Source organism: Achromobacter sp. UMC46, assembly GCF_014170335.1.
In the GTDB taxonomy this organism is placed as follows: Bacteria; Pseudomonadota; Gammaproteobacteria; order Burkholderiales; family Burkholderiaceae_B; genus Achromobacter.
Genome location: NZ_LZZS01000016.1, coordinates 13,090 through 39,089, shown reverse-complemented (window position 1 = coordinate 39,089; position 26,000 = coordinate 13,090). Strand labels below are relative to the sequence as shown.

Annotated in this window: 26 protein-coding genes; 18 read left to right on the top strand and 8 right to left on the bottom strand. The window is 67.0% G+C overall.

Annotation, left to right across the window (positions count from 1 at the left end; all coding sequences use genetic code 11):
• Positions 1-157 precede the first annotated feature (157 nt).
• The 5 genes from trmB (at position 158) to lysM (ending at position 3,286) form a co-directional block, all read left to right on the top strand.
• A complete protein-coding gene (trmB, locus tag A9973_RS14765; RefSeq protein WP_220805523.1) occupies positions 158-982 on the top strand; it encodes a tRNA (guanosine(46)-N7)-methyltransferase TrmB in 825 nt (274 codons plus the stop codon).
• Entirely contained in the window at positions 982-1,923 is a 942-nt protein-coding gene (gene pip, locus A9973_RS14760; RefSeq protein WP_183014496.1) for a prolyl aminopeptidase, read from the top strand. Before trmB ends, pip begins: the two co-directional genes overlap by 1 nt.
• Before the next feature lie 11 nt (positions 1,924-1,934).
• On the top strand, positions 1,935-2,135 hold the full coding sequence (gene thiS, locus A9973_RS14755) for a sulfur carrier protein ThiS (RefSeq protein WP_006222389.1): 201 nt from the start codon (positions 1,935-1,937) through the stop codon (positions 2,133-2,135).
• Positions 2,136-2,473: 338 nt separating this feature from the next.
• Positions 2,474-2,794, top strand: coding sequence for a hypothetical protein (locus A9973_RS14750; protein WP_175174830.1), 321 nt, complete (start codon positions 2,474-2,476; stop codon positions 2,792-2,794).
• Between the two features lie 45 nt (positions 2,795-2,839).
• Positions 2,840-3,286: a peptidoglycan-binding protein LysM gene (lysM, locus tag A9973_RS14745; RefSeq protein WP_006222391.1), complete on the top strand. Its 447-nt coding sequence runs from the start codon at positions 2,840-2,842 to the stop codon at positions 3,284-3,286.
• A 124-nt stretch (positions 3,287-3,410) separates the two neighbouring features.
• Here the strand turns inward: lysM and ffh are convergent, their stop codons facing one another.
• Positions 3,411-4,817: a signal recognition particle protein gene (gene ffh, locus A9973_RS14740; RefSeq protein ID WP_183014495.1), complete on the bottom strand. Its 1,407-nt coding sequence runs from the start codon at positions 4,815-4,817 to the stop codon at positions 3,411-3,413.
• Between the two features lie 106 nt (positions 4,818-4,923).
• On the opposite strand from ffh, the gene A9973_RS14735 reads away from it, so the two are divergent.
• From A9973_RS14735 to A9973_RS14720, 4 genes are all read left to right on the top strand, one after another.
• The gene (locus A9973_RS14735) at positions 4,924-5,766 is read left to right on the top strand and encodes an inner membrane protein YpjD (RefSeq protein WP_183014494.1); all 843 of its coding nucleotides are present in this window, start codon (positions 4,924-4,926) and stop codon (positions 5,764-5,766) included.
• A 1-nt stretch (position 5,767) separates the two neighbouring features.
• Positions 5,768-6,022: a PP0621 family protein gene (locus A9973_RS14730; protein WP_183014493.1), complete on the top strand. Its 255-nt coding sequence runs from the start codon at positions 5,768-5,770 to the stop codon at positions 6,020-6,022.
• Between the two features lie 76 nt (positions 6,023-6,098).
• A complete protein-coding gene (gene ampD / locus A9973_RS14725; RefSeq protein WP_183014630.1) occupies positions 6,099-6,677 on the top strand; it encodes a 1,6-anhydro-N-acetylmuramyl-L-alanine amidase AmpD in 579 nt (192 codons plus the stop codon).
• A gap of 19 nt (positions 6,678-6,696) precedes the next feature.
• Entirely contained in the window at positions 6,697-7,317 is a 621-nt protein-coding gene (locus tag A9973_RS14720) for a glutathione S-transferase family protein (RefSeq protein ID WP_183014492.1), read from the top strand.
• Between the two features lie 6 nt (positions 7,318-7,323).
• Here A9973_RS14720 and A9973_RS14715 read toward each other — a convergent pair whose 3' ends face one another.
• From A9973_RS14715 to A9973_RS14705, 3 genes are read right to left on the bottom strand one after another with little or no spacing between them, the layout of a single operon-like run.
• Positions 7,324-8,283, bottom strand: a complete 960-nt coding sequence (locus tag A9973_RS14715) for a tripartite tricarboxylate transporter substrate binding protein (RefSeq protein WP_183014491.1) — start codon at positions 8,281-8,283, stop codon at positions 7,324-7,326.
• A 43-nt stretch (positions 8,284-8,326) separates the two neighbouring features.
• Positions 8,327-9,349, bottom strand: a complete 1,023-nt coding sequence (locus tag A9973_RS14710; RefSeq protein ID WP_183014490.1) for an NAD(P)-dependent oxidoreductase — start codon at positions 9,347-9,349, stop codon at positions 8,327-8,329.
• Positions 9,350-9,354: 5 nt separating this feature from the next.
• Positions 9,355-10,830 (bottom strand): aldehyde dehydrogenase, encoded by a 1,476-nt coding sequence (locus tag A9973_RS14705; RefSeq protein ID WP_183014489.1) that lies wholly within the window; start codon positions 10,828-10,830, stop codon positions 9,355-9,357.
• Positions 10,831-10,932: 102 nt separating this feature from the next.
• On the opposite strand from A9973_RS14705, the gene A9973_RS14700 reads away from it, so the two are divergent.
• Positions 10,933-11,877 (top strand): LysR family transcriptional regulator, encoded by a 945-nt coding sequence (locus A9973_RS14700; RefSeq protein ID WP_183014488.1) that lies wholly within the window; start codon positions 10,933-10,935, stop codon positions 11,875-11,877.
• Between the two features lie 6 nt (positions 11,878-11,883).
• On the opposite strand, the gene A9973_RS14695 is transcribed toward A9973_RS14700, so the two are convergent.
• Entirely contained in the window at positions 11,884-12,705 is an 822-nt protein-coding gene (locus A9973_RS14695) for an IclR family transcriptional regulator (RefSeq protein WP_183014487.1), read from the bottom strand.
• 237 nt (positions 12,706-12,942) lie between these two features.
• On the opposite strand from A9973_RS14695, the gene A9973_RS14690 reads away from it, so the two are divergent.
• The 8 genes from A9973_RS14690 (at position 12,943) to A9973_RS14655 (ending at position 23,074) form a co-directional block, all read left to right on the top strand.
• The gene (locus A9973_RS14690; RefSeq protein WP_183014486.1) at positions 12,943-13,968 is read left to right on the top strand and encodes a 2-dehydro-3-deoxygalactonokinase; all 1,026 of its coding nucleotides are present in this window, start codon (positions 12,943-12,945) and stop codon (positions 13,966-13,968) included.
• A gap of 9 nt (positions 13,969-13,977) precedes the next feature.
• Positions 13,978-14,631, top strand: a complete 654-nt coding sequence (locus A9973_RS14685; protein ID WP_183014485.1) for a 2-dehydro-3-deoxy-6-phosphogalactonate aldolase — start codon at positions 13,978-13,980, stop codon at positions 14,629-14,631.
• A complete protein-coding gene (dgoD, locus tag A9973_RS14680; protein ID WP_105557095.1) occupies positions 14,628-15,776 on the top strand; it encodes a galactonate dehydratase in 1,149 nt (382 codons plus the stop codon). The genes A9973_RS14685 and dgoD overlap by 4 nt, the downstream gene beginning before the upstream one ends.
• A 25-nt stretch (positions 15,777-15,801) precedes the next feature.
• A complete protein-coding gene (locus A9973_RS14675; protein WP_183014484.1) occupies positions 15,802-17,112 on the top strand; it encodes an MFS transporter in 1,311 nt (436 codons plus the stop codon).
• A 175-nt stretch (positions 17,113-17,287) separates the two neighbouring features.
• Positions 17,288-17,998 (top strand): ABC transporter ATP-binding protein, encoded by a 711-nt coding sequence (locus tag A9973_RS14670; RefSeq protein WP_183014483.1) that lies wholly within the window; start codon positions 17,288-17,290, stop codon positions 17,996-17,998.
• Positions 17,995-19,383 carry an ABC transporter permease subunit gene (locus A9973_RS14665; RefSeq protein WP_183014482.1) on the top strand — a complete coding sequence of 463 codons (1,389 nt, stop codon included), beginning with the start codon at positions 17,995-17,997 and terminating at the stop codon, positions 19,381-19,383. Before A9973_RS14670 ends, A9973_RS14665 begins: the two co-directional genes overlap by 4 nt.
• Before the next feature lie 10 nt (positions 19,384-19,393).
• Positions 19,394-20,854: an ABC transporter permease subunit gene (locus A9973_RS14660; protein WP_183014481.1), complete on the top strand. Its 1,461-nt coding sequence runs from the start codon at positions 19,394-19,396 to the stop codon at positions 20,852-20,854.
• Between the two features lie 45 nt (positions 20,855-20,899).
• The gene (locus tag A9973_RS14655; protein ID WP_183014480.1) at positions 20,900-23,074 is read left to right on the top strand and encodes a TonB-dependent siderophore receptor; all 2,175 of its coding nucleotides are present in this window, start codon (positions 20,900-20,902) and stop codon (positions 23,072-23,074) included.
• A 50-nt stretch (positions 23,075-23,124) separates the two neighbouring features.
• On the opposite strand, the gene A9973_RS14650 is transcribed toward A9973_RS14655, so the two are convergent.
• From A9973_RS14650 to A9973_RS14640, 3 genes are all read right to left on the bottom strand, one after another.
• Positions 23,125-24,321 (bottom strand): MFS transporter, encoded by a 1,197-nt coding sequence (locus tag A9973_RS14650; RefSeq protein ID WP_183014479.1) that lies wholly within the window; start codon positions 24,319-24,321, stop codon positions 23,125-23,127.
• Between the two features lie 112 nt (positions 24,322-24,433).
• Positions 24,434-25,207 (bottom strand): IclR family transcriptional regulator, encoded by a 774-nt coding sequence (locus tag A9973_RS14645; RefSeq protein WP_183014478.1) that lies wholly within the window; start codon positions 25,205-25,207, stop codon positions 24,434-24,436.
• Entirely contained in the window at positions 25,197-25,994 is a 798-nt protein-coding gene (locus tag A9973_RS14640; RefSeq protein WP_183014477.1) for an IclR family transcriptional regulator, read from the bottom strand. The genes A9973_RS14645 and A9973_RS14640 overlap by 11 nt, the downstream gene beginning before the upstream one ends.
• Between the last annotated feature and the right edge of the window lie 6 nt (positions 25,995-26,000).

The window sequence follows — 26,000 nt, the reverse complement described above, 5'->3', positions numbered from 1 at the left end:
AGCAGAGCCGACGATTATAGCGCGGCTTTTTTGGGATTCCAGGGGGATTTTTGGCGCTCGCCGCGGGCCTCGACCGCCGTCCTGAATTAAATGCGTCCCTAATTTAGTCCTTACGGCCGACTCCGCCCCGCCGCACCTGCCACTACAATTCGGGGCTATGAATACGAACAACCCCGCGGACAAGCCCGCGACGCCCCCCGTGAACACCCCCGACACGACCGCCGACTCCGCCGCGCCCGCCGCTGCCCAGGCCTCCGTTTCCCCGGAAACCGAGGCGGCGCTGGCCAGCACCGCCCACGCCCCCAACAGCCCGGGCGCCATGCACATCCGCAGCTTCGTGCATCGCCGCGGCCACATCACCCAGGGCCAGTTGGCCGCGCTGGAGCGCTTGATGGGCCAATGGTCCATTCCGTACGCCCCCCGCCGCCTGGACCCCGCCGCCGCCTTCGGCCGACAGGCGCCGACGGTGCTGGAAATCGGCTTCGGCATGGGCGAGACCACCGAGAAGATCGCGCTGGCCCGCCCGGACGACAACTTCCTGGGCGTGGAAGTGTTCAACGCCGGCGTCGGTTCGCTGCTGCGCCGCATTGAAGATTCCAGCATCCCGAACCTGCGCATCATCCAGCACGACGCCGTTGAAGTCGTGCGCGACATGATCGCCCCGGATTCGCTGGCCGGCGTTCACGTGTACTTCCCGGACCCCTGGCCCAAGAAGCGCCACCACAAGCGCCGGCTGCTGCAGCCCGCGTTCGTGTCGCTGCTGGCCAGCCGCATCGCGCCGGGGGGCTACATCCATTGCGCCACCGACTGGGAAGACTACGCGGTGCAGATGCTGGAAGTGCTTAGCGGCGAACCGTTGCTGACCAACACGGCGGACGGCTACGCGCCCCGCCCCGATTACCGCCCCCTGACCAAATTCGAGAACCGCGGCCTGCGTCTGGGCCACGGCGTCTGGGACCTGATCTTCAAGCGAGTCGCCTGATGCTTTATCCGCCGATTGAACCCTACCGCCACGGCATCCTGGACACCGGCGACGGCCACCAGATCTATTGGGAAATGTCGGGCAATCCGGACGGCAAGCCCGCCGTCTTCCTGCATGGCGGCCCGGGCAGCGGTTGTTCGCCCGTGCACCGCCAGTTGTTCGACCCGCAGCGCTACAACGTGCTGCTGTTCGATCAGCGCGGATGCGGCCGTTCCAAGCCGCATGCCGGCCTGGACAACAACACGACCTGGCATCTGGTGTCGGACATCGAACGCCTGCGCACCGAGGTGATGGGTGCGGAGAAGTGGCTGGTGTTCGGCGGATCGTGGGGGTCGACCCTGGCACTGGCCTATGCCGAAACGCATCCGTCGCACGTCAGCGAGCTGGTGCTGCGTGGCATCTTCGGCCTGCGCCGCGCGGAAATCCAATGGTTCTACCAGGAAGGCGCGTCGTGGCTGTTCCCGGACCGCTGGGAAGAGTACCTGGCGCCCATCCCCGAAGCCGAACGCGGTGACCTGGTGGCGGCGTACCACAAGCGCCTGACGGGCGATGACGCAGCCGAACAGCTGCGCGCCGCCAAGGCGTGGAGCAAGTGGGAAGACAGCACCATCACGCTGCTGCCCAGTCCGCGCCACCAGCAAAGCCACGCCGCTGACCGCGCCGCGCTGGCCTTCGCCCGCATCGAAAACCACTACTTCGTGAACGCCGGTTTCATGGAAGAAGGCCAGTTGATCCGCGACGCGCACAAGCTGCGCGGCATCCCCGGCACCATCGTCCAGGGCCGCTACGATGTCTGCACGCCCGCGCGCACGGCGTGGGACCTGCACCGCGCCTGGCCCGAAGCCGATTTCCATCTGGTACCCGACGCCGGACACGCGTTTGACGAACCCGGCACCCTGGCGCGCCTGATCGGCGCCACCGACGCCTATGCGAAACAGTGAGGAGACCTGACATGCACATCACCCTGAACGGCGACGCGCGGGAGTTCCCGCTGGACACTACCGTTATCGAACTGCTGCAGACGCTGGGCTACGCCGGCAAGCGCGTGGCGGTGGAGCGCAACGGCGAGATCGTGCCCAAGAGCCAACATGAGCAGACCACGCTGACCGACGGCGACCAGATCGAGATCGTGGTGGCGGTGGGCGGGGGCTGAGTCCACCATCCCACCGTTTTCGCACCGTTTCTATTGCGGTGCAAACTTGCGATGCGAACACGAAGGGCCGCTGATCCAGCGGCCCTTTTGCTTATGCGTTTTCGATCAGGTCCTGACGCACGGCACCCTGCGCCCGAGGGAGTTTGCGCCTGCCGCCCGACGCTCCCTGCAAACTGACTAGCATTCTTGCGTAGTCTGCCAAGCGACTAGCAACCTGTTACACGTTAACCCCTCGTCTGGCGGCAAGTCCGCGAGTAATAATCGTTGCTGCTGGCGTTGTTGCGTTGTCGTGTTGTTGTTCTAGCGTTGCACATCGCCCCACGGGGCAAGGAGGCATCATGAACACCGCGGTCATCATCAATCTTCTCATCCAGCTTGTCGCTGGCGCAGCCGGCGGCAATGGACTGGGGAAAATGCTCCAGCAGTTCAATCTGGGCCCGCTCGGCAACACCATCGCAGGGGCCATCGGCGGCCTGGCAGGCGGCTCGTGGCTGGCGCCCATGATCACGGCCGGCGCGGGCGCGGCGGCAACGGCAGGCAATACCGGACTGGATCTTTCAGCGATCGCCGGTGACGTGGTGGGCGGCGGCGTCGGTGGCGCCGTGCTTACCCTGATCGTCGGGATCGTGCGCAAGATGCTTGTGGGCCGCGCGCCCTGAAGGCACTACTCGTTTTCTCACCGCAACATCGATAAAGGAAACACTATGGGTCTGCTCAATTTCATCAAGGACGTTGGGGAAAAGCTCTTCGGCGCCAGCGAGGCCAAGGCCGCGACGGCAGACGAGTTGAAGAAAGAGCTGGATAAGCACGGCCTGAACGCAGACGGCCTGCAAATCACGGTGGATGGCGACAAGGTCACGGTGGCGGGCGAAGCCCTCAGCACCGAAGCCGCCGAGAAGATTTCCCTGGCGCTGGGCAATACCGTCGGCGTGGCCGCGGTGGACAATCAGTTGAAAGTGAAGCAGGCCACGCCCGAAGCCAAGATGTACACGGTGCAAAAGGGCGACAACCTGTGGAAGATCGCCGAGGCGCAGTACGGCAAGGGCCAAGGCGCCAAGAACTCGCTGATCTTCGAAGCCAACAAGCCGATGCTGACCAGCCCCGACAAGATCTACCCGGGCCAGGTGTTGCGCATCCCGCCTTTGGCTTGACGCCGCGACGCAATCCAACAACCCGGAGAACACCCATGCGTTTTCCGGCTTGTGTCGCGGCAAGGCGCCCCCTGCCTGCCGCGATTACTTGGCCAGACGCAACGTCTGGCCATTTTTTTGGGTATCACTTCATGCCGAAGCGGCCCATTCCCTTCATGCCGCCCATGGCGCGCATCATCTTCGCCATGCCGCCCTTCTTCATCTGCTTCATCATGCCCTGCATCTGTTCGAACTGGGCAAGCAGGCGGTTGACCTCTTGCACCGGCACGCCCGAACCCGTTGCGATGCGGCGCTTGCGCGAGGCCTTGATCAGTTCGGGCTTGGCGCGTTCGGCCGCCGTCATGGAATTCAGGATGCCTTCCGTGCGGCGCAGCTGTTTTTCCGCCTGGCCGCCCTGCAGTTGGCCGGCGGCCTGCTGAAACTGGGCCGGCAGCTTTTCCAGCAGCGAACCCATGTCGCCCAGCTTCTTCACCTGGCCGAGCTGGTCGCGGAAATCGTTCAGGTCGAACTTGTTGCCCGACTTGATCTTCGCCGCCAGCTTCTGGGCTTCGGCGATGTCGATGTTCTTCTGCGCCTGTTCGACGAGCGAAACGATGTCGCCCATGCCCAGCACGCGCTGCGCCATGCGGTCGGGGTAGAACGGTTCCAGGCCATCCAGCTTTTCGGACACGCCGACGAACTTCAGCGGCTTGCCGGTGACGTGGCGCACCGACAGGGCCGCGCCGCCGCGGGCATCGCCGTCCAGCTTGGTCAGCACCACGCCGGTCAGCGGCAGCGCGTCGGCAAAGGCGCGCGCGGTGTTGACCGCGTCCTGGCCCTGCATGGCGTCCACGACGAACAGCGTTTCAACCGGCTTGACCAGATCATGCAATGCGCGGATTTCGCGCATCATGGCCTCGTCGATGCCCAGACGGCCGGCCGTGTCCAGGATCAGCACGTCGTAGTGATGGCGCTTGGCATGGTCCACCGCGCCCCGCGCGATGTCTTCGGGCTTCTGGCTGGGGTCGGACGGCAGGAAATCCACGCCGACCTGCGCCGCCACGCTCTTCAACTGGTCGATAGCGGCCGGACGGTAGACGTCGGCGGACACCACCAGCACTTTCTTCTTGCCGGTCTTGCGGCCGTGCTGCGTGTGCTGGCCTTCGGACAGCCAGCGGGCCAGTTTGCCGGTGGTAGTGGTTTTACCCGCGCCTTGCAGGCCAGCCATCAGGATGACGGCGGGCGGCTGCACGGCCAGCGACAATTCGTTGGAATCGGCGCCCAGGTCGCCGCCCATCAAGGCGGTCAGTTCCTTGTGGACGACGCCCACCAGGGCCTGGCCCGGGCTGAGGCTGCCGGCGACTTCTTCGCCCAGCGCCTTGTCTTTCACGCGGGCGACGAATTCGCGCACAACGGGCAGCGCCACGTCGGCTTCCAGCAGCGCCATGCGCACTTCGCGCAGCATCTCCTGGGTGTTGGCCTCGGTCAGGCGGGCTTCACCGCGCAGCGTCTTGACGACGCGCGATAGGCGTGTAGTTAGGTTATCGAGCATGAGAGGCGTTTCCGCTTAAACTAGTTGATTGAACGGTGGCCGCAGGCGCGGATTCTGCGCTTTCGGGTGACATGCACCCCAAGGCCCCATCCAGACAACGGTTTCTATGTCACTAGGCATTGTATTTCACACAGCGGCTGCCTTGGCGTACGCAGTGCTAGGGGGATCACTTTGGATCCGTCTGGCCGGCGCCGGGGAAGTGGAAAAGACGGGCAGAATCGCCCGTCTGTGCCTGCTGGGGGCACTGGTTCTCCATGGAATCGGCCTGCAACAAGCGATGCTGGGCGCCCAGCATCTGTTCATTGGGTGGGCACTTGCCCTGTCGGCGGCCATCTGGCTGGGCATGGTGGTGTTCTGGCTGGAAAGCCTGCTGGTGCGTATCGACGGCCTGCAATTGCTGCTTTTGCCCGCCGCCGCCATCGCCAGCGCCCTGGCGGCGCTGTTCCCGCAGGGGCAATTCGTGCCCCACGCCGACGACGCCTGGTTGCGCGTCCACCTGCTGATCGCCCTGGCCGCCTACGGCCTGATCACCATCGCCGCCCTGCACGCCATGATGATGGCCCTGCTGGACCGCCACCTGCACCGCCCGCTGGACGCCCCGGCCGAACGCAGCATCATCGGCCGCGTGCTGGACTCCCAGCCGCCGCTGCTGGTGCAGGAGCAACTGCTGTTCCGTATCATCTGGATCGGTTTCATCGTGCTGACGCTGGCCGTGGGCTCGGGATCGTTCGCGTCCATGAAGCTGACCGGCAAGATCCTGCCGTTCGACCACAAGACCGTCTTCACCCTGCTGTCCTGGCTGACGTTCGGGGTGCTGCTGGTGGGCCGCCACGTATGGGGCTGGCGCGGGCGCGTGGCCCTGCGCTGGACGCTGACGGGCTTTGGTTTCCTGATTCTGGCGTATACCGGCAGCCGTTTCGTGCTGGAAATGATTTTGCATCGAGGCTGACGTGGGCAAGTTGCTGTTTTGGGTGGTTCTGATCATCGCGGTGCTGTTCGTGGCCCGCATCGCAGCCCGCATGGCCGCGGCCAAGCAAGCCGGCGACGCGCAACCCCGCGCCCGCCGCAACCAGCCGGCCCCGGCCGCGCCTGAGTCCATGGTGCGCTGCGCGCATTGCGGCATCCACCTGCCGCGCTCCGAAGCCGTGCTGCAGAACGGCCTGACCTGGTGCAGCGCCGAACACGCTGCATTAGGCAAAAAGTAAGCCCCTACTCCGGATTTGGGAGGCGGCGGCGACCACGGCATAATGCCTGTTGGATTCACCACGCATGTTCTCTCCCATGGCCCTGCTTCTGGATCGACATGGCTGGCTGGCGCCGGCCCCGGGTGTCACCCTCCTGCCTTCGCCCAACCGCGACGCGCGGCCCGCTGGCGCGCAAGTCTCGCTTCTGGTGCTGCACAACATCAGCCTGCCGCCCGGGCAGTTCGGCGGCTCGGAAGTCGCCGGGCTGTTCCTGAACACGCTGGACTATTCCTCGCACCCCTGGCTGGAACGTCTGCGCGGTTTGCGCGTGTCGGCCCACTTCTTCATCCGCCGCGACGGGCGCATCATCCAGTTCGTGCCCACCGAGCAGCGCGCCTGGCACGCCGGCGTGTCGCGCTTTGGCGGGCGCGAACGCTGCAATGACTTCTCCATCGGCATCGAACTGGAAGGCACCGACACGCTGCCCTACGCCGACGAGCAATACCTGGCCCTGCGCAAACTAACGCCGGTGTTGCGCTCGCGCTACCCCCTGGCCGCGGCCTGGGGCCACGAACACATCGCCCCGGGCCGCAAGACCGACCCCGGGCCCGCTTTCAACTGGACGCGCTTTTCGCGCGACAGCGGCTTTGCGAGGCGGCAGCTGCCGCCCGCCTGACACAACACAAGGACTGGATATGTTGAAGATCTGGGGACGCCTGACTTCCGTCAACGTGCAAAAAGTGATGCTGGCCGTGCGCGAGCTGGCACTTCCGCACACCTTTATCCAGGCCGGCGGGCCGTTCGGTGTGGTGGACACGCCGGAATTCGCCAAGCTCAATCCCAACCGCACCGTACCGGTCATCGATGACGGCGGCTTCGTGCTGTGGGAGTCCAACGCCATCGTCCGCTACCTGGCCGCGCGCTACGGCGTGGGCACGCTGTGGCCCGAAGACGCCTGCATGCGCGCGGATGCCGACCGCTGGATGGATTGGCAGACGACGGAATGGCAAGGCGCGATGGTCCCGGCCTTCCTGGGCCTGATCCGCACGCCGGAAGACAAGCGCGACCATGCCGCGATCGAAACCTCGGTCAAGCGGTCGAACGCCCGCGCGCAGATCCTGGACCAGGCCTTGCAGGGCCGCGAATTCATCGCCGGCCGCCACCTGACCATCGGCGACATCGCGCTGGTCTGTGCCGCGCACCGCTGGCTGGCCCTGCCGATCCAGCGCCCGGACACCCCGGCGCTGTCCGCCTGGTACCGCCGCGTCATGATGCGGCCTGCCCCGCAAGGCGTGCTGACGCTGCCGCTGGAGTAACCGGCGCTATTCGACCCAGGGGGTCTTCGCCCAGATCTGCCGCAGACGCACGTCGTCGCCCTTCAGACGCTCTTGCCACTGCGGCCCGTCCACGTAGTCCATCTCGGTGAATTGCTGCTTCATCTGGGCTTGGAAGTCCGGATTGGCGGCGACCTTGCCCAGCGCCTTGCGCAGCTTGTCCGACACCTCCGTCGGCAGGCCCTTCGGCGCGACGATGCCACGTTCAGACGCGAACACCAGGTCCACGCCCAGCTCCTTGAACGTCGGCACATCAGGGCCCAATGCCGACCGCTTGTCGCTGGCCTGCGCCAACACGCGCATGTTCTTGCCGTGGTACGGCATGACCTCGCCCAGGTTCAACCCGCCAATGACGGTATGTCCACCCAGCACGGAACTGCGCAGCGGCCCTGCGCCGTTGTAGGGCACGTGGTTCAGCCGGGTGCCGGTCAGCGACTGGAACAGCACCAGCGCCAGGTGGTCGTCGGTGCCGACCCCGGTGGACCCGTAGCTGATCGAGCCCGGCTTGTCGCGGGCGGCGGCGATCAAGGCGTCCAAGGTTTGATAGGGGCTGTTGCTGGCGACGCTGAACGCGCTGGGGTCGCGCACCAGATTGGCCAGATACGTGAAATCGGCGGTGGTGAAGCCCGCCTTGCGTTCGATTGGCAGGGAAACCAGCCCGGGCATGTTGGTCATGGCCAAGGTGTAGCCGTCGGGCTTGGCACGCGCCACGTACGACAAGGCGATGGCGCTGGAGGCGCCAGGCTTGTTCTGCACCACGACCGTCGTGCCCAGTTCTTTTTCCAGGAACACCGCGAGCGAGCGCGCCGTCAGATCGGTACCGCCGCCGGGTGCGAACCCGACGACGAGTTCAATCGGATGATCGGGCCAGGCCCACGCCGGCAATGCGGCGCACAGGCCGGTGACGGTCAGCGCGGCGCATGCGGCCGCCTTGCGTATCAAGAACATGGTTGTCTCCTCGTTATCTGTTTTTTTTGAATACGGCGGCGGCTCAAGCGGATGCTTGCGCCTCGCGCCAGGCCAGCAGGCGGGCCACGCCTTCCGCCATGCCCACCTTGGGTTCCCAGCCGATATGCTGCCCGGCCAGGTCATGCGGAATGTGGAACGCGCCGCCTGAAGTCAGGCGCACGGTACCCGGCGGGTCCGGCTTGATCTCGGGTTGCAGGCCGCTCTTGCAATAGTCCAGCACCAGGCGCACCAGTTCGCCGGTGGTGATGGGCGCGGGGCCCGACACGTTCACCGCCACGTCCGTGGCCGGGCTCTGGAATGCCGCGACGTTGGCGCGCGCCACGTCCGATACGTGCACGAAATGCTTGGTGTCCGTGCCGTCCCCGGGCAGCACGGGCCGTTCGCCCTTGCGCACGCGGTCATAGGTTTCCATGATGTACAGCGAGTTGGCCGCGCGATAGTGCTGGCGTTCGCCGTACACCGTGGAGTACCGCAGCACCACGTAGTCCAGCCCGGCCTTCTGGTAATACTGCCGGCACAGCTGTTCGCCCATGATCTTGGACGCGCCGTACAGGATGGCGGCCGGCGGCGCGCCCACGGAGTGGAAGGGGCCGTTCTCGGCCAGCGCGCCGGCGATGCCGGTGCCGTAGCCATAGACCGCATTGGACGACGCGAAGACGATCTTCTTCACCTTGTTCGCGCGGCAGGCTTCCAGCATGTTCTGCGCGCCGCGGATGTTCACGTCGACCGCCTGCCATGGGGTCTGGGCAAAACCCAGGGTCATGTAGGCGGCAAGATGCAGCACGCCGTCCACGCCTTCGGTCGCCGCCAGCAGGTCGGGCAGGCGCATCAGGTCCCCGCGCACCACTTTCACGCGCGGATTGTCCTGCAGGTGGGCGATGGCCTCGGGCGTGCCGAACGCGAAGTTGTCCAGCAGGATCACTTCACGCACGCCGGCGGCAAGCAGGGCGTCGGCGGTGTGGGAACCCACCAGGCTGGCCGCGCCGGCGATCAGGATGCGGGATTCGTTCAGCGGCAGGGCCGCGCTTTTCTTGTCGGTCGTCATGTGGTTCACAGTCCCATGGGTTTGTCGTGCATGCCCCAGTACAGGCTCTTGACCTGGCTATAGAGGCGCAAGCCGTGCAGGCCTTTTTCGCGTCCGATGCCGCTGGCCTTGAAGCCGCCGAACGGCGTTGCGATATGCGATTGCTTGTAGGTGTTGATCCAGACGGAGCCAGCCTCGATCTCGCGCGCCACACGCCAGGCGCGGGCGTAGTCGCCCGTCCACATGCCGGCGGCCAGGCCGAAGGGCGTGTCGTTGGCCTGGCCGATCACGTCGTCTTCGTCATCGAAGGGCAGCGCCACCAGCACCGGCCCGAATATCTCTTCCTGGCAGACGCGCGCCTGGTTGCCCAGGCCGTCGATCACCGTGGGCAGGTAGAACCAGCCGTTGGCCAGTTCCGCCTGCGCCGGCGCCGCGCCGCCGACCAGCACGCGGCCGCCTTCGGCGCGGCCGATGTCCACATAGCCCGCGACCTTGTCGCGATGCGCGCGGGACACCAGCGGCCCCATCTGGGTCGCCGGATCGTCGGGCAGGCCGACGCGCACCTGGGCGGTGCGCGCCACCAGCGCATCCATGAAGCGCTGGTAGATGGATTTCTGCACGAACAAGCGGGACCCTGCGACGCAACTCTGCCCGGCCGACCCGAAGATCCCCGAAATCACGCCCGCCACGGCGCGGTCCAGATCCGCGTCGTCGAACACGATGTGAGGCGATTTCCCGCCCAGTTCCAACCCCACCGGAATCAGCCGCTGGCCGGCGATGCCGCCGATGGCGCGTCCGGTTTCCGTGCCGCCGGTGAACGACACCATGCGTACCCCGGGATGCTTGACCAGCGCGGCGCCCACGTCTTCCCCGTGGCCCGGCAACACAGTCAACAGGCCGTCGGGCAAGCCGGCCTCGGTGCAGATGCGCGCCAGTTCCAGCGCCAGCTGGGGCGTCTCTTCCGACGGCTTGATCAACACGGCGTTGCCGGCGGCCAGGGCCGGCGCGGCCTTCTGGGCCTCGTTCATGATCGGTGAATTCCACGGCGTGATCGCCGCGACCACGCCGAACGGCTCGGCCAGCGCCATCGAAAAGTACTCGCCCCGCGGCGAGGTCATTTCGTTCTGCCAGGTCTCGCACACGGCGGCGTAGTAGCGGAAGTGCCCCGCCGCGCTGTCCACCATGTTCAGGCATTCTTTCCAGGGCTTGCCGCTGTCCTGCATCTGCAGCCGAGCCAGCGGTTCCCGCTCGGCCGACAGGCGGCGGCCGATCTCGTACAGCGTCGCCGCGCGCTGGTCCGGGCGCAGCTTGCGCCACGGCTGGCGCTGGAAAGCGTCCTGGGCGATGGCGACGGCCGTGTCCACGTCTTGCGGCAAGGCGCGCGTGACGATGCCCGCAATGCTGCCGTCGGCCGGGTTGAGGGAAGTGATGACGGCGTCGCCGTCTTGGCTGCGGCGCCAGTTGGCGCCCAATCGGAATGGCTTGGGGCGGGATGCGTCCATGGCGTCTCTCGAATCCGGGAGGTTCATCGGGTAGACGCCATCATGGGCAAGACAATTCTTAGACACAAATCGATATTTCTGCCCTATTCTTAGTTAATGGCTATGAATATCAAATACCGGCCTCTCAAGGCCTTCCTGCTGGCGGTGGACAGCGGCTCGTTCACGCATGCCGCCAATCAGCTGGGCGTGACACAGCCATCGTTCACCGCCCTGATCCAGGACCTGGAAGACGTGCTGGGCCTGCGGCTGTTCGAGCGCACCACGCGCAGCATCAGCCTGACTTCCGCCGGGCAGGATTTCCATGCCCGGGTGCAACGCCCGATCGCCGACCTGGAAGAGGCGTACCGCGGCCTGGCCGACCTGGCCGCCATGCGCCGGGGCAACATCGCGCTGGGCGCCCTGCCGTCGACCGCGCTGACGCTGCTGCCCGCCGCCGTGGGCGCGCTGCGCAAAGCGCATCCGGCCTTGAAAGTGCGCGTAGTGGAGGCGCACAACGACGAACTGGTCGCCTTGCTGCGCACCAACCAGATCGAATTCGCGGTGGGCGCCCTGGCCGAGCCGGCGCCTGACCTGGCCTTCACGCCGTTGACCGAAGATTGCTTTTGCGCGATCTACCCTGCGGGCCATCCACTGGGCAAGCAGCGGCGCACGCTGCATTGGCGCGACGTGCTCCGGTATGACTTGATTTTGCTGTCGCAGGGGTCCAATGCGCGCCAGCAGTTCGACCGTGCGGTGCGCGACGAAACCGGCGCGCCCGCCACGGCGCTGCGGTACGACGTCACGAACATGGGCACGGCCGCCGGCATGGTGCGCCAGGGGCTGGGCGTCAGCGTGCTGCCGCGCCTGGCCCTGCCCGAACTGAACCTGACCGGGCTGCGCTGCACCGCGCTGGGCGACGCCTCGGCACGCCGGTACATCGGGCTGCTGCACCGGCGCGACCGTTCGCTGTCGCCCGCCGCCCAGGCATTGGTGGCGCAGCTAGAGACGGTCATTGCCGGCATCGCGCCGCAGCTGCTGCCGTTGCCGCCGCTGGCCCCGGCCCGCTAGGCCGCGTCAGCCGCGGTCCACCTTCCAGCCCATTTCCGTGGAAATGCCTGCCGCGGCGCCCTGCACCACCGCGACCATTTCGCGCATGCGCTCCAGCGACATGTACGGCACGGTGCTGGACACGCTGATCGCCGCCACAATGCCGCTGGACGCATCGCGCACCGGCGCGGCCACGCAGCGGATCGAGGGTTCGTTGTCTTCCAGGTCGAACGCATAGCCATGCGCGGCGTAGTCGCGCATGCGGTCGCGGAACACTTCCCAGCTTTGCTGGCCGCCCGGCGTGCGCGACGACACCGGCGCACCGATGCGGTGCAGCGCCTTCCATTGCGGCTCTTCAGTGTCCAGCAACAGCGCCTTGCCCACGCCCGTGGCGGCCAGCGGCATGCGATGGCCCACGCGCGAGCGCATTTCGAGCCCCTTCTTGCCGGGGATCTTTTCCAGGTACAGCACTTCGTCGTTGTCGCGCACGGCCAGGTGAATGGTGTCGCCCGTCAGTTCGGCCAGGCTGTCCAGGTACGGCCGCGCCAGCGTCGCCATCGGAAACGCCTCGCGCGCCTGGAAGCCCAGTTCGATCAGCTTCGGGCCCAGCACATATCCCACGCCCGGCAAGGCGCGCAGATAGCGCTCTTGCACCAGGCAACTGGCCAGCCGGTGCGTGGTGCTGCGCGCCACGCCGATGCGGGCGCAGATCTCTTTCAAGTCGCGCGCACCATCGGCCACGGCCTGCACCACGGCCAGGCCGCGCATCAGGGTCTGCGTGCCGGCGGGCGCGGCGGCGTCGGGGTCCAGCGAAGGGGAGCGAGCGGAAGACAGGGTGGCGAGGGTCATGAAACGTCGGTAAAAGCAGCAAAGGCGGTGGAATTCCATGAAGCTATGAATTCCCTGTATGTGGGATTAAATTCTATATTTTGAGATTTTTCAAGCGCTGATCTAGAATTTTTCGCAATGTGCGCCCCTCGCGTTGTTGCGGCGGGCGCGTCCGACAACACGGTCCGCAACGCCCCGCCCCCGCCGCGCCACGCGGTCCCGGCAACCGGCATTGCGGCCGGAGACGAGACAGATCAGATGACTACCGGATCGCCCGCCCGCGCGGCGCTTATCGCGCTGGACTGGGGCACCTCATCGTTGCGCGCCTACCGCCTGGATGCCACGGGCCGCACGCTGGACACCCGCCACTTGCCCTGGGGCATCATGCGCCTGCCGCAGCCCTTGCAGGACGGCGCGGCCAGCCACGCCCTGTCCGGCTTCGACCTGGCGTTCGAGCAAGCCTGCGGCGACTGGCTGCGCGCCGAGCCCGCGCTGCCGGTGATCGCCTGCGGCATGGTCGGCAGCGCCCAAGGCTGGAAGGAAGCCGCCTACCTGGATGTGCCTGTCGATCTGGAACGCATCGGCACGCTGCTGACGAAGGTCGACCGCGGCGGCGAAACGCCGGTGCATATCGTGCCCGGCCTGATCCAGCGCCACGGCCTGCCCAACGTGATGCGCGGCGAAGAAACGCAGGTCTTCGGCGTGATGTTCGACCAAGCCGGCGCAGCCGATCCGCATCAGGCGGACAACGTGCTGATCGGCCTGCCGGGCACGCACTCCAAGTGGGTCAACGCCCGCCGCGGCCGCGTCACGCACTTCGACACGTTCATGACCGGCGAGGTCTACGCCGCGCTGCGCGGCCACACCATCCTGGGACGCACCATGAGCGAAGCCCCCGCCGCCGACATGGCCGCGTTCGAGCGCGGCGTGAAAGTGGCGGGCGCCCCCGCAGGACGCGCGGGCGTGCTGTCCACCATCTTCAGCACGCGCGCGCTGGGCCTGACCGGCGAGCTGCCGTCCGCATCGCAGGCGGACTACCTGTCGGGCCTGTTGATCGGCCACGAAGTCGCGGCGCTTGCCGAGATGCTGGCCCAGCAGGGCGAACCGCCCCGCATCGTGCTGTGCGGCGAACCCGCGCTGTGCCAGCGCTACATCCTGGCCATGCGGCACTACGGCCTGGGCACGCCCGAACAGGCCCAGAACGCCACCGAGCGCGGCCTGTGGCACCTGGCCCTCTGCGCCGGGCTGGTCGCGGCAGAAACCCCTTCTTCGGCATCCGTCTAGGAACCCAACATGAACCACCCTGGTCTGCAAACCGCCATGGCCCACTGCGGCCTGATCGCCATCCTGCGCGGCATCACGCCCGCCGATGCAGAAGCCGTCGGCCTTGAGCTCTATGGCGCCGGCTTCCGCCTGATCGAAGTGCCGCTGAATTCGCCGGACCCGCTGGACAGCATCCGCGCGATGCGCGCCGCGCTGCCCACCGATTGCCTGATCGGCGCCGGCACCGTGCTGAACCCCGACGACTGCGCCCGCGTGCGGGACGCGGGCGGCGAACTGATCGTCATGCCGCACAGCGACGCCGCGGTGATCCGCGCCGCCAAGGCGCTGGGCATGGCGTCCTGCCCCGGGGTCGCGACGCCCACCGAGGCATTCGCCGCGCTTGCCGCCGGCGCCGACGTCTTGAAGATGTTCCCCGCCGAACAACTGGGCCCCGTCGTGCTGAAAGCCTGGCGCGCCGTGATGCGCCCGCCCATCGCGCTGGTTCCCGTCGGCGGCGTCACGCCCGGCAACCTGTCCATTTACGCCCAGGCGGGCGCCAGCGGCTTCGGCCTGGGCTCCGCCTTGTACAAACCCGGCCTGTCGGCCGCTGAAACCGGCCAGAACGCACGCGCATTCATCGCGGCCTGGCAACGCGCCTATCCCGCCCAGGAGACCCAAGCATGAAGATCACCAAGCTCACTACCTACATCGTGCCGCCCCGGTGGTGCTTCCTGAAAATCGAAACGGATGAGGGCATCGTCGGCTGGGGCGAACCCGTCGTCGAAGGCCGCGCCCATTCGGTGGCGGCCGCCGTCGAAGAGCTGTCCGATTACCTGATCGGCAAAGACCCGCGCAACATCGAAGACCACTGGACGGTGCTGTACCGCGGCGGCTTCTACCGCGGCGGCGCCATCCACATGAGCGCGCTGGCCGGCATCGACCAGGCGCTGTGGGACATCAAGGGCAAGCACCTGGGCGTGCCGGTGTCGCAGCTGCTGGGCGGCAACGTGCGCGACCGCATCCGCGTGTATTCGTGGATCGGCGGCGACCGGCCGGCCGACACGGCAGCAGCCGCCAAGAGCGCCGTGGACCGCGGTTTCACTGCCGTGAAGATGAACGGCACCGAAGAACTGCAATACATCGATTCGTTCGACAAGGTCGAAAAGTGTCTGGAGAACGTGGCCGCCGTGCGCGACGCGGTGGGCCCCAACGTGGGCATCGGCGTGGACTTCCATGGCCGCGTCCACAAGCCCATGGCCAAGGTGCTGATGAAAGAGCTGGACCCGTTCAAGCTGATGTTCATCGAAGAGCCCGTGCTGAGCGAACACTACGAAGCGCTCAAGGAACTGGCGCCGTTGACGTCCACCCCCATCGCGCTGGGCGAACGCCTGTTCTCGCGCTGGGACTTCAAGCGCGTGCTGTCCGAGGGCTACGTCGACATCATCCAGCCCGACCCCTCGCATGCCGGCGGCATCACCGAAACCCGCAAGATCGCCGCCATGGCCGAAGCCTATGACGTGGCGCTGGCGCTGCACTGCCCGCTGGGTCCGATCGCGCTGGCCACCTGCCTGCAGATCGATGCCGGTTGCTACAACGCCTTCATCCAGGAGCAGAGCCTGGGCATCCACTACAACGCCGCCAACGACCTGCTGGACTACGTCAGCAACCGGGAAGTGTTCGCGTACGAAGACGGCATGGTCGCGATTCCCCAAGGGCCTGGCCTGGGCATCGAGGTCAACGAGGAATACGTGAAAGAACGCGCCGCCGTGGGCCACCGCTGGCGCAACCCGATCTGGCGCCATGCCGACGGCAGCTTCGCCGAGTGGTAACCGGATAAAAGAAGAGGAGACACCCTTGTCCACCGCCACCCACGCGGGCCTGCAAAGCGCCCAGCGGCCCACCCGCAGCCGCTACCTCATCATGGTGATGCTGTTCATCACCGTCGTCATCAACTACCTGGACCGCAGCAACCTGTCCATCGCCGCGCCCGCGCTCAAGGACGAGTTCGGCCTGGACACGGTGCATGAAGGCCTGATCCTGTCCGCCTTCGGGTGGACCTACGCCGCCATGCAGATCCCCGGCGGCTGGCTGGTCGACCGCGTGTCGCCGCGCGTGCTGTACGCCGCCGCGCTGATCCTGTGGTCGGCGGCCACGTTCTTCATGGGATTCGCCGGCAGCTTCGTCATCCTGTTCGTGCTGCGGCTGGCCGTCGGCGCGCTGGAAGCCCCGGCCTACCCCATCAACAACCGCGTGGTCACGACCTGGTTCCCGGAAAAGGAACGCGCCACCGCCATCGGCTTCTACACGTCCGGCCAGTTCGTCGGCCTGGCGTTCCTGACGCCCGTGCTGGCCTGGCTGCAGCACCACTACGGCTGGCACATGGTGTTTGTCAGCACCGGTTTGCTGGGCATCGTCTGGGGCGTGCTGTGGTACGTGATCTACCGCGAACCGCGCCAGTTCAAAGGCACGAACGCCGCCGAGATCGAACTGATCCAGCAAGGCGGCGGCGTGGTCGACCTGGACCGCAACGCAAAGGCCAAGAAGGCCCCGTTCAACTGGAACGACCTGGCGCTGGTCATGAGCAAGCGCAAGCTGTGGGGCGTGTACCTGGGCCAGTTCTGCCTGACGTCCACGCTGTGGTTCTTCCTCACGTGGTTCCCGACCTATCTGGTGAAGTACCGCGGTATGGATTTCATCAAGTCCGGCTTCCTGGCGTCGGTGCCCTTCCTGGCCGCGTTCGTCGGCGTGCTGTGCTCGGGCGTGCTGTCCGACTTTCTGATCCGCCGCGGCGCCACCGTGGGCCTGGCGCGCAAGCTGCCCATCATCCTGGGCCTGTTGATCTCGACGTCGATGATCGGCGCCAACTTCACCGATTCCACGCCATGGGTCATCTTCTTCCTGGCCGTGGCCTTCTTCGGTAACGGACTGGCGTCGATCACGTGGTCGCTGGTGTCGACGCTGGCGCCGGTGCGCTTGTTGGGCCTGACGGGCGGCGTCTTCAACTTCGTCGGCAACCTGTCGTCGATCTGCACGCCGATCGTGATCGGCTTCCTGGTGTCGAAAGCCAGCTTCGCGCCGGCGATCGTGTACGTGTCGTCGCTGGCCCTGCTGGGCGCGCTGTCGTACATCCTGCTGGTGGGCAAGGTCGAGCGGATCGAGGCCTGATCGCCAGCCTTGCTTGAATTTTCGCTTGGAGCGGGCGCCTGCAAAGGCGCTCATTTTTTTGGACGCCGCCTGGCCGCAGGCGTTGCGGTGCCGCATGCAGTCGTCAAGCCTTCTGGTTTTATTGTTATGATATAACGTATCACTAATGATTTTTTGTATCCACGAAGGACCCGCAGTGCTTGAAGCCATCGGCCTGACCAAACGCTACGGCGACCAGATCGCGCTGCATCCGCTGGATCTGCGCATCGAACCGGGCGAGATCTATTGCCTGCTCGGCGCCAACGGCGCCGGCAAGACCACCACCATCAACCTGTTCCTGAACTTCATCGCGCCCGACGGCGGGCAGGCGTTGATCCATGGACTGGACGTGGTGCGCGAGCCCCTGGCCACCAAGCAGCACGTGGCCTACATCCCGGAACAGGTGAACCTGTACGGCACGCTGACCGGGCTGGAGAACCTGCGCTACTTCGCCGCGCTGGCCTTGGGGCACGCCCCGCCGCGCGAACGGCTGACGGCGTTGATGGACGAAGTGGGGCTGGACGCCGCCGCGGCGGACAAGCGCGTCGCAGCGTATTCAAAAGGCATGCGCCAGAAGGTCTGGATCGCCGTGGCGCTGGCCAAGAACGCCCGCGCCTTGCTGCTGGACGAGCCCACCTCGGGGCTGGATCCGTCGGCGGCGGCCGAGTTCACCCGCTTGCTGCAACGGGCCAGCGAATCCGGCGTGGCGATCCTGGCCACCACGCACGACCTGTTCCACGCCCGCCAGACGGCGACCCGCGTCGGCATCATGAAGCGCGGCCGCCTGGTCGACAGCCTGGATAGCCGGCAGATCGCCGGCACGGACCTGCAGGCCTTGTATCTGGACCATATGAGGGCCGACGCATGATCCTGCTGATCGCCGTCAAGGATCTGCGCGAACGCCTGCGCGACGGCCGGCTGTACTGGGCGGGCGGCATCGTCGCCCTGCTGCTGCTGACGGCGCTGGCCGTGGGCTATTCGCACCAGCAGGACGCGCGCGCCGAACAGGCTGCCGCGCAGAATGCCGACTACCGCGACTGGCTGCGCCAGGGCGCGCGCCATCCGCACGACGCGGCGCACCAGGGCATGCATGTCTTCAAGCCGGAGGCGGCGCTGTCGTTGCTGGACCCCGGCATCAATCCCTACATCGGCAGCACGGTGTGGCTGCAGGCCCACCGGCAAAGCGAGGTCAAGTTCCGGCCGGCGCAAGACGCCACGGGGCTGCAGCGTTTCGGCGACCTGTCGGCCGCGTGGATCCTGCAGGCGCTGGGACCGCTGCTGGTGATCGTGCTGGGATTCAACGCCTTCTCGGGCGAACGCGAACAGGGCATCCTGCGCCAGACGCTGAGCCTGGGCGTCGCGCCCTGGCGCTTGTTGTGGGGCAAGGCCGCCGCGCTGGGCATCAGCCTTGCGTTGCTGCTGGCGCCGGCGGCGCTGGTCGCCGTGGGGGCCGTCTGGATCGCGGGCGGGCGCGCCGATGCGCTGTGGCGGCTTGCCGCGCTCGCGTCCGGCTATGCGCTGTATCTGGCGGCCTTCGTCTTCATCACCCTGGGCGTGTCGGCGGCGGCGCGTTCTTCCCGCATCGCCATCACGCTTTTGCTGGCCGTCTGGATCGCCAACACCGTCGTGGCGCCGCGCGTGATGGCGGAACTGTCACGCGCGCTGTACCCCAGCCCGACGCGGCTGGAATTCAACCAGGCGCTGAACAGCGACCTGAAAGCCACGTCCGACCGCGTGTGGATGCAGGCCTTCGGCACCACCGAGCGCTGGAGCCGCGACGTGCCCCTGAACAAATGGGGCCTGGCGCTGAAGCTGGACGACGAGTCCAGCTACGCCGCGTACGACCGCCATTTCGGTGGCCTGTGGGACACCTGGGAACGGCAGCAGACCGTGCAGGAAAGCGCGGGATGGCTGATGCCCATGCTGGCGATCCGCGCGTTCTCGGCCGCCATGGCCGGCACCGATTTCGCGCACCACCGGGACTTCACCGTGGCCGCCGAACACCAGCGGCGCGTCATCCAGGACATCGTCAGCCAAGACCTGGTGCAGCACGCCGACACGCAGGAGCACGCGCATTTTTCGTATCAGGCCAGCCCCGAGCTTTGGGCGCGCGTGCCTGAATTCCAGTACCAGACGCCCCCGGCCGGCTGGGCGCTGCGGCACGGCGCCATGGGCTTGCTGATGCTGTGCGCCGGCCTGCTGCTGAGCATCGCGTTCGCATGGCGCGCCGTCGTCCGGCAGCAACCCCTGTAGGAGCCCCCCGGTGCACGCATTCCAGTTTCCCCGCTTCCGGTTGATCGTTCGGCACGAACTTCGCTTGATGGCCAAAGAACGCCTGTTGTGGATCGCCGGCGGCCTGTTCCTGCTGCTGGTCGGTTACGCGGTCTTCAACGGCCTGCTGCAGACCTCGCTGCGCGACAACGCGCAGGCGGCGTTGGCAAGCGCCGATGCGCAGGCGCGCGGCGAACAGCTGGCGCAACTGAACCGCATCAGGGCCGGCGCCGAAACGCCCACGCCGTTCGGCAACCCTGCCAGCCCCGCCAACATGGGCGGCGGCCTGGGCGCACACTACGCCATGATGCCCAGCGTGGCCATGGCGCCGGTGGCGCTGGGGCAGACCGACCTGTTCCCGTCCCAGTTCCGGGTGACCTACCAAAGCAAGGTCAACTTCATCCACAACAACGACATCGAAAATCCCTGGCATCTGCTCAGCGGGCATTTCGACCTGGCGTTCGTGGTGGTCTATCTGCTGCCGCTGCTGATTTTCGCGCTGGGCTACAACCTGCTGTCCGGCGAAAGGGAAGACGGCACGCTACGGCTGCTGCTGTCGCAACCGCTGACGCTAGCCACGCTGATCGCGGGCAAGATCGCAGTGCGCGCGGGCGTGCTGCTGGGCGCGGCCGTGCTGACGCCGCTTGCCGTGTTGCTGATCGCGCGCCCGCAGGCGTTGCAGGCGTCGGACGCGACCCTCTGGTGGGTGCTGCTGGTGGCCGCGTATGCGCTGTTCTGGTTTGCCGCGGTGGTCGCGGTCAACGCCTTCGGCAAGTCGTCGGCGGCCAACGCCATGGTGCTGATGGTGGGATGGGTTGCGCTGGTGCTGGTGACCCCAGTGCTGCTGAACATCGCAGCGGCGTTCGCGAGCCCCGCGCCGTCGCGTGCTGAATTGGCCACGCGCACCCGGGTCGCTACCGCACAAGCGATGCACGACAACGCGGCACTGCTGTCGGCCGACTACGAACACATGGACACGCCCGACACCCTGCTGCCACGCGACGGCCGCATCCACATCAGCGGCCGCCCCCTGGGCCAGGCCCGAGTCGAACGCCAGGTGGACGACACCATGGCGCCGGAGCTGGCGCGCTTCGAGGCCCAGCTCACGCGCCAACAGGCGCTGGTGGCGCGCTACAGCGTCTTGTCCCCCGCAGCCGTGGCCTATGAAGGCATCACCGCGCTGGCGGGCACGGGGCAGCGCCGGCACGCGCATTTCATGGCGCAGATCGACACCTATCACCGCGCCTGGAAAGCGTTCTTCCTGCCCCGCATCGAACACGGACGCGCCATCACCGCGGCGGATTTTCCGGCGATGCCCGCATTCCATTGGCAAGAGGAAGACCGCAGGGATGTCCGCGCGCAAGCGTTGCGCGCCCTTCTGCAACTGCTGGCCCCTACGCTGATCCTGCTTGGCCTTGCGGCTTGGCGGTTGCGCCGTTACCGCGTCGTCTGACGCCCAACGTTTACCCATTACTCATCAAGTCCATCAGGAAAGATCATGAGGAAAGTCGTATCCGCCGCCGCCATCGCGGCGTGCGCAGCCGTGCCTGCCGTTCAGGCCCAAGAGGATGAAAAAGAGCTGCCGGCCATCCGCGTCGAGGCCGCCAGCGAAACCGAGGGGCTGAGCCTGAACGCCAAGAGCGGCACGGCATCGCGTCTGGGCCTGACGTTGCGTGAAACGCCGGCGTCCGTGGAAATCGTCTCGCAAGCGGCGATGCGCCAGCGCGGTGCCAGCACGCTGAGCGAAGCGTTGCGCGGGGTGACCGGCATGGCCGGCGGCGGCCTGCCTTCGTCACCCACCACGCTGTCTTCGCGCGGCTTCACCGACCTTCTGTACCTGTACGACGGCCTGCGCATGTCGGGCGCCGGTTCCACCAACCGCGTCCAGGACACCTGGAACTACGAGCGCATCGAAGTGCTGAAAGGTCCGGCATCCGTCCTGCAGGGCGACAGCGCGATCGGCGGCATCGTCAACTTCCAGACCAAGCGCCCCGACCGCGACAACCCCGGACGCGAAGCGATGGTGTCTTACGGCAGCTACGGCACCACGCGCACCGGCATCGGCCTGGGCGACAATTTCGGCGAGACCGGCGCCTACCGTATCGACTACAGCCATAACCAGACCCAGATCGGCACCATCGAACGCAACACCAACAAGCTCGACCACCTGACCACGGGGGTCGCCTTCGACGTGGCGCCCGCCACCCGCGTGGACCTGTCATTCGACTATTCCCGCGACACGGGCCACGCGTACTGGGGCACGCCGCTGGTTCCCCGCAGCGTGGCCACGTCGCCCACCGGCGTCGTCAGCACGCCCGACGGCCGCGTGCTTGACCGGGACCTGGTACGCAACAACTACAACGTGCTGGACGACAAGAACGAAGCGGAATCCTACTGGCTGCGGGCGCGCGTCACCCACAACCTGAGCGCTGCCTGGAGCCTGCGCAACGAATTCGCGGTGAACAAGGTCGACCGCCTGTGGAAGAACTCGGAATCCGCGGTGTTCCGCGCGCCGTCGTGGATCGACCGCGATCAGACCACGATCACCCACGACCAGCGCTACATGATCGACCGTTTCGACGCCACCCACACCGGCCAGATCGCCGGCCTGCAGAACAAGTTCGTGATCGGGGGGGAGCTCAGCAAGACGCGCCTGGACAGCGAACGGCGCTTCTCCAACCGGACGGTGGCCACGGGCGACGCGCTGCGCGTGTCGCTGCGCCAGCCTGACGTGGGCTATTACAACGACGACCCCGCCTTGATGAGCGGCGCCGGCAACCGCACCGATTTCTCGACCGACGTGCGCGGCGCCGCGCTGTTCTTGGAAGACTCGCTCAAGCTTGCCGACCCTTGGACCGTCGTGGCCGGGTACCGGTACGACCGCATCCGCGTGGACCGCAGCGTGACCGACCTGAACGCCGGCACGCGCAGCGAATTCGGCACCCGCTATTCCGCCAGTTCCGCGCGCTTGGGCTCGGTAGTGGACCTGACGCCCTCGTCCTCGGTCTACGCGCAGTACACCAACGCCACGCTGCCCGTGGGTTCGCTATTCCTCTTGTCGCAGTCGAGTGCGAGCTTCCCCTTGTCCAAGGGCGAGCAATGGGAAATGGGCTTCAAGCAAAGCCTGGACAACGTGGAATGGACCGCGGCCATCTATCACATCACGCTGGACAACGTGCTGTCGCGCGATCCCGACAACGCCGCCCTGACGGTGAACAACGGCAAGCAATCTTCGCGCGGCGTGGAGTTGTCGGCCGGCTGGCGCGTCACGCCGCAGCTCACGCTGTCGGGCAACGTCGCCATGCTGAACGCCCGCTACGATTCGTTGATTGAAAGCGACGGCGCGTCGCGCATCGGCAACACCCCGCCAAATGTGCCCGAACGCATCGCCAACCTTTACGCCAGCTACCGCTTCCAGGACGTTCCGATGAATCTCTTCGTCGGCTTGAACCACACCGGCAAGATCTTTACCGACCGCGCCAACCAGATCCGCATCAACGGCTACACCACGGTGGACGCAGCCGTCAGCTACCGGATCCGGCCCGCGCTGCTGACCTTCCGCGTGCGCAACCTGACCGACAAGCTGTATGCCTACTACGGCGGACGCGACGCAAGCCAGGTCCTGGTGGCGCCGGGGCGCACCTACGAGCTGGCGGCGTCGTTCGATTTCTAGACGAAAAAAAAGCCGGCCCGGTCGACCCGGGCCGGCGCTCTGCGCAGGACTTAGCAGGCCTGCACCGCCAGCCTGCGGCGCTGGTTGGCGGCGCGTTGCACCAGCACCAGGGCCAGGCCGGCCATGGCGATGATCGCACCGGCGATCGGCACGGCGGCATAGCCCATGCCCGCCGAAATCACCGCGCCGCCCGCCGCGGCGCCCACCGCGTTGCCCAGGTTGAAGGCGCCCACGTTCACCGACGACGCCAGGCCCGGCGCATCCGTCGCGGCGCGCATCACGCCCATCTGCAACGGCGGCACCACCGCGAAGGTCGCCACGCCGAAGATCAGCAGCGAAACGGCCGCGCCGACCGGGGTGGCCCCGATCCACGGGAACGCCAGCAAGTCGATGATGACAATCACCAGGAACGTGATCAGCGTGCCATCCAGCGAACGGTCGGCCATGCGGCCGCCCAGGCCGTTGCCCAACGTGAAGCCCAGGCCGATCAGCACCAGCATGCCGGTAATGAAGGCGGGCGACGCGCCGGTGATGTCGGCCAAAGTCGGCGCGATGTAGGTGTACAGCGTGAACATGGCGCCCGCGCCCAGCACGGTCGTCAGCAGCGCCAGCAGCACGACGGGGCTCTTCAGCACGGCCAGTTCATGGCGCACGTTGGGACGGCGTCCGGCCTCGCCGGCAGGCAGCGCGAACCACAACGACAGCATGGCGACCAGCCCCAGCACGGCGGTGGCGGCAAACGACATGCGCCAGCCGATCACCTGGCCCAGCCACGTCGCGGCGGGCACGCCGCCCACGTTGGCGATGGTCAGCCCCATGAACATGGTCGCCACCGCGCTTGCCTGCTTGTGGCGCGGCACCACGCTGGCCGCCACCAGCGAGCCCAGGCCGAAGAACGCCCCGTGGTTCAAGCTGGTGACCAGACGCGCCAGCAGCAGCGTCGTGTAATTCGGGGACAGAGCGGACAGGATATTGCCGATGGTGAAGATGGCCATCAGCAGGATCAGCGCCTTGCGCCGCGACCAGCGCGAAAACGCCAGCGTCATGAGCGGCGCGCCGACCATCACGCCGATCGCGTAGGCGCTGATCAGCATGCCGGCGCTGGGGATGGACACGTCCACGCCCTTGGCGATGACGGGCAGCAGGCCCATGGGGGAGAACTCGGTCACGCCGATACCGAATGCACCGACGGCGAGCGCCAATAACGGCAGGCCGGCCTTCACCGGTTGGGTTTCTTGCGGGTTCATGCGGATTCCTTGGGGGCACTTCTGGAAGACAGGCGTGCAGTATGACCGCCGGATCCTTGCGGAAAAAGCCGTCTGAAGGCCAAACACTTTTGACTTGGGGTCACGAATCCGGCTAGACCAGCCCCAGCAACTGCTCCGTTTCCCGAGCCAGGGCCACCAGCCGGGGACCGATGTCGGCCGCGCGCGCCCGATACGGGCCGTCGCCAGAGGGCACCCCGCAATTGAACACGTACAACAGCGATTGATAGGGCCGGCACAGTGGCGCCGCAAACCCGAAGGCGTCGGGGCGCCACTGCATGTTGTTGCCGCAATAGCCTTTGCGCTCCAGATCGTGGCCGGCGGCCTCCAGGCTGGGGAAGTGTTGCGCGTAGTAGCCGGCATCGGCCACGCGCAGCTGGTTCAGCACGGCCGCCCGCTCGGTGTCGGGCGCCCGGCACAGCCAGGCCTTGCCGGCCGCGCTGGCCAACAGCGGCAACGACCCGCCGATGTCCGGGCGGGTCTGCAGCGCGTCGTTGGACCGGGCGGTTTCCACGAACACCATATGCAGCCGGTCGCGCACCACCAGCGACACCGCGCCCCGGGCGTGGTCGGCCAGCTGCTTCATCAGCGGCCGCGCCAGCTGGCGGATGTGCATGCTGGCCAACAAGGGGTAGCTCAGCGCCAGCACGGACGCGCCCAGCCGGTACCGCGCAGGCGGCCCCGACCGCTGCAAGAAGCCCAATTCCACCAGCGTGTGGGTCAAGCGCGCCACGGCGCTCTTGGACAGGCCGGTCTGCTGCGCGAAGTCCTTGTTGGCCAGCTCGGGGCGGTCCGCCCGGAAGCACGCCAGGATGTCGATGCCGTGCGCCAGCGTGGTGGCGAAGTCGCGGTCGCGATCAGGCGCCATCCTGGCGCTCCAGCATTTTTTCCACCCGGGCCACCAGGTTCAGCAAGCGCGGGGCGATGCGCTGGCGCAGGTCGCGGCCCCGCAGCCGCCGCAGCGGCACGCCGCAATTGAACACGAACACCTGCCCGTCCACGCGCCGGCGCATCGGCACCGCCACGGCGTGCACGTCGGTGTGCCAATCGCCTTCACCCAGGCAATAGCCATGCTGCGCGTAGTCGTGGCGCGCCTGCTCCCATCCGGCGACGTTCCGCTGCCACGCCGCCGGATCCTGCGCGCGCAACGCGGCAAGCAGCGCATCGGATTCAGCCGCATCGGCCTGCGCCAGCCAGGCGCGCCCCATGGCGGATGGCAGCATGGGCAGCATGGCCCCGATATCGGGCCGGAACGCCACGGCGTCATGGCCGCGGCATGTCTCCAAGTACACCATGTGCATGCCGTGGTGCATGCCCAGCGACGCCGATCCGCCCGCCGCATTCGCCAGGCGCGTCATCAGCGGCCGCGCCAGCTGCCGCAGCTTGATGCTGGCCAGCAGCGGGTAGCTGAGCGACAGCAGGGCCGTGCCCAGCCGGTAGCGGCGCAGGCTGCTGTCGTACCGCAGCAGGCCGCGCTGGACCAGCGTATAGGTCAGCCGCGAGACGGTCGCTTTGGACAGCCCGGTGCGGTCCGCCAATTCGCGGTTGCTGAGCGCCGGTTCGCCATGCCGGAAGGTCTGCAAGAGCGACAGGCCGTGCGCCAGCGTGGTGGCGAATGCGGGATCGGGGTGGCGGCCGCCCAGGGGCGTGGTCATCGTCGC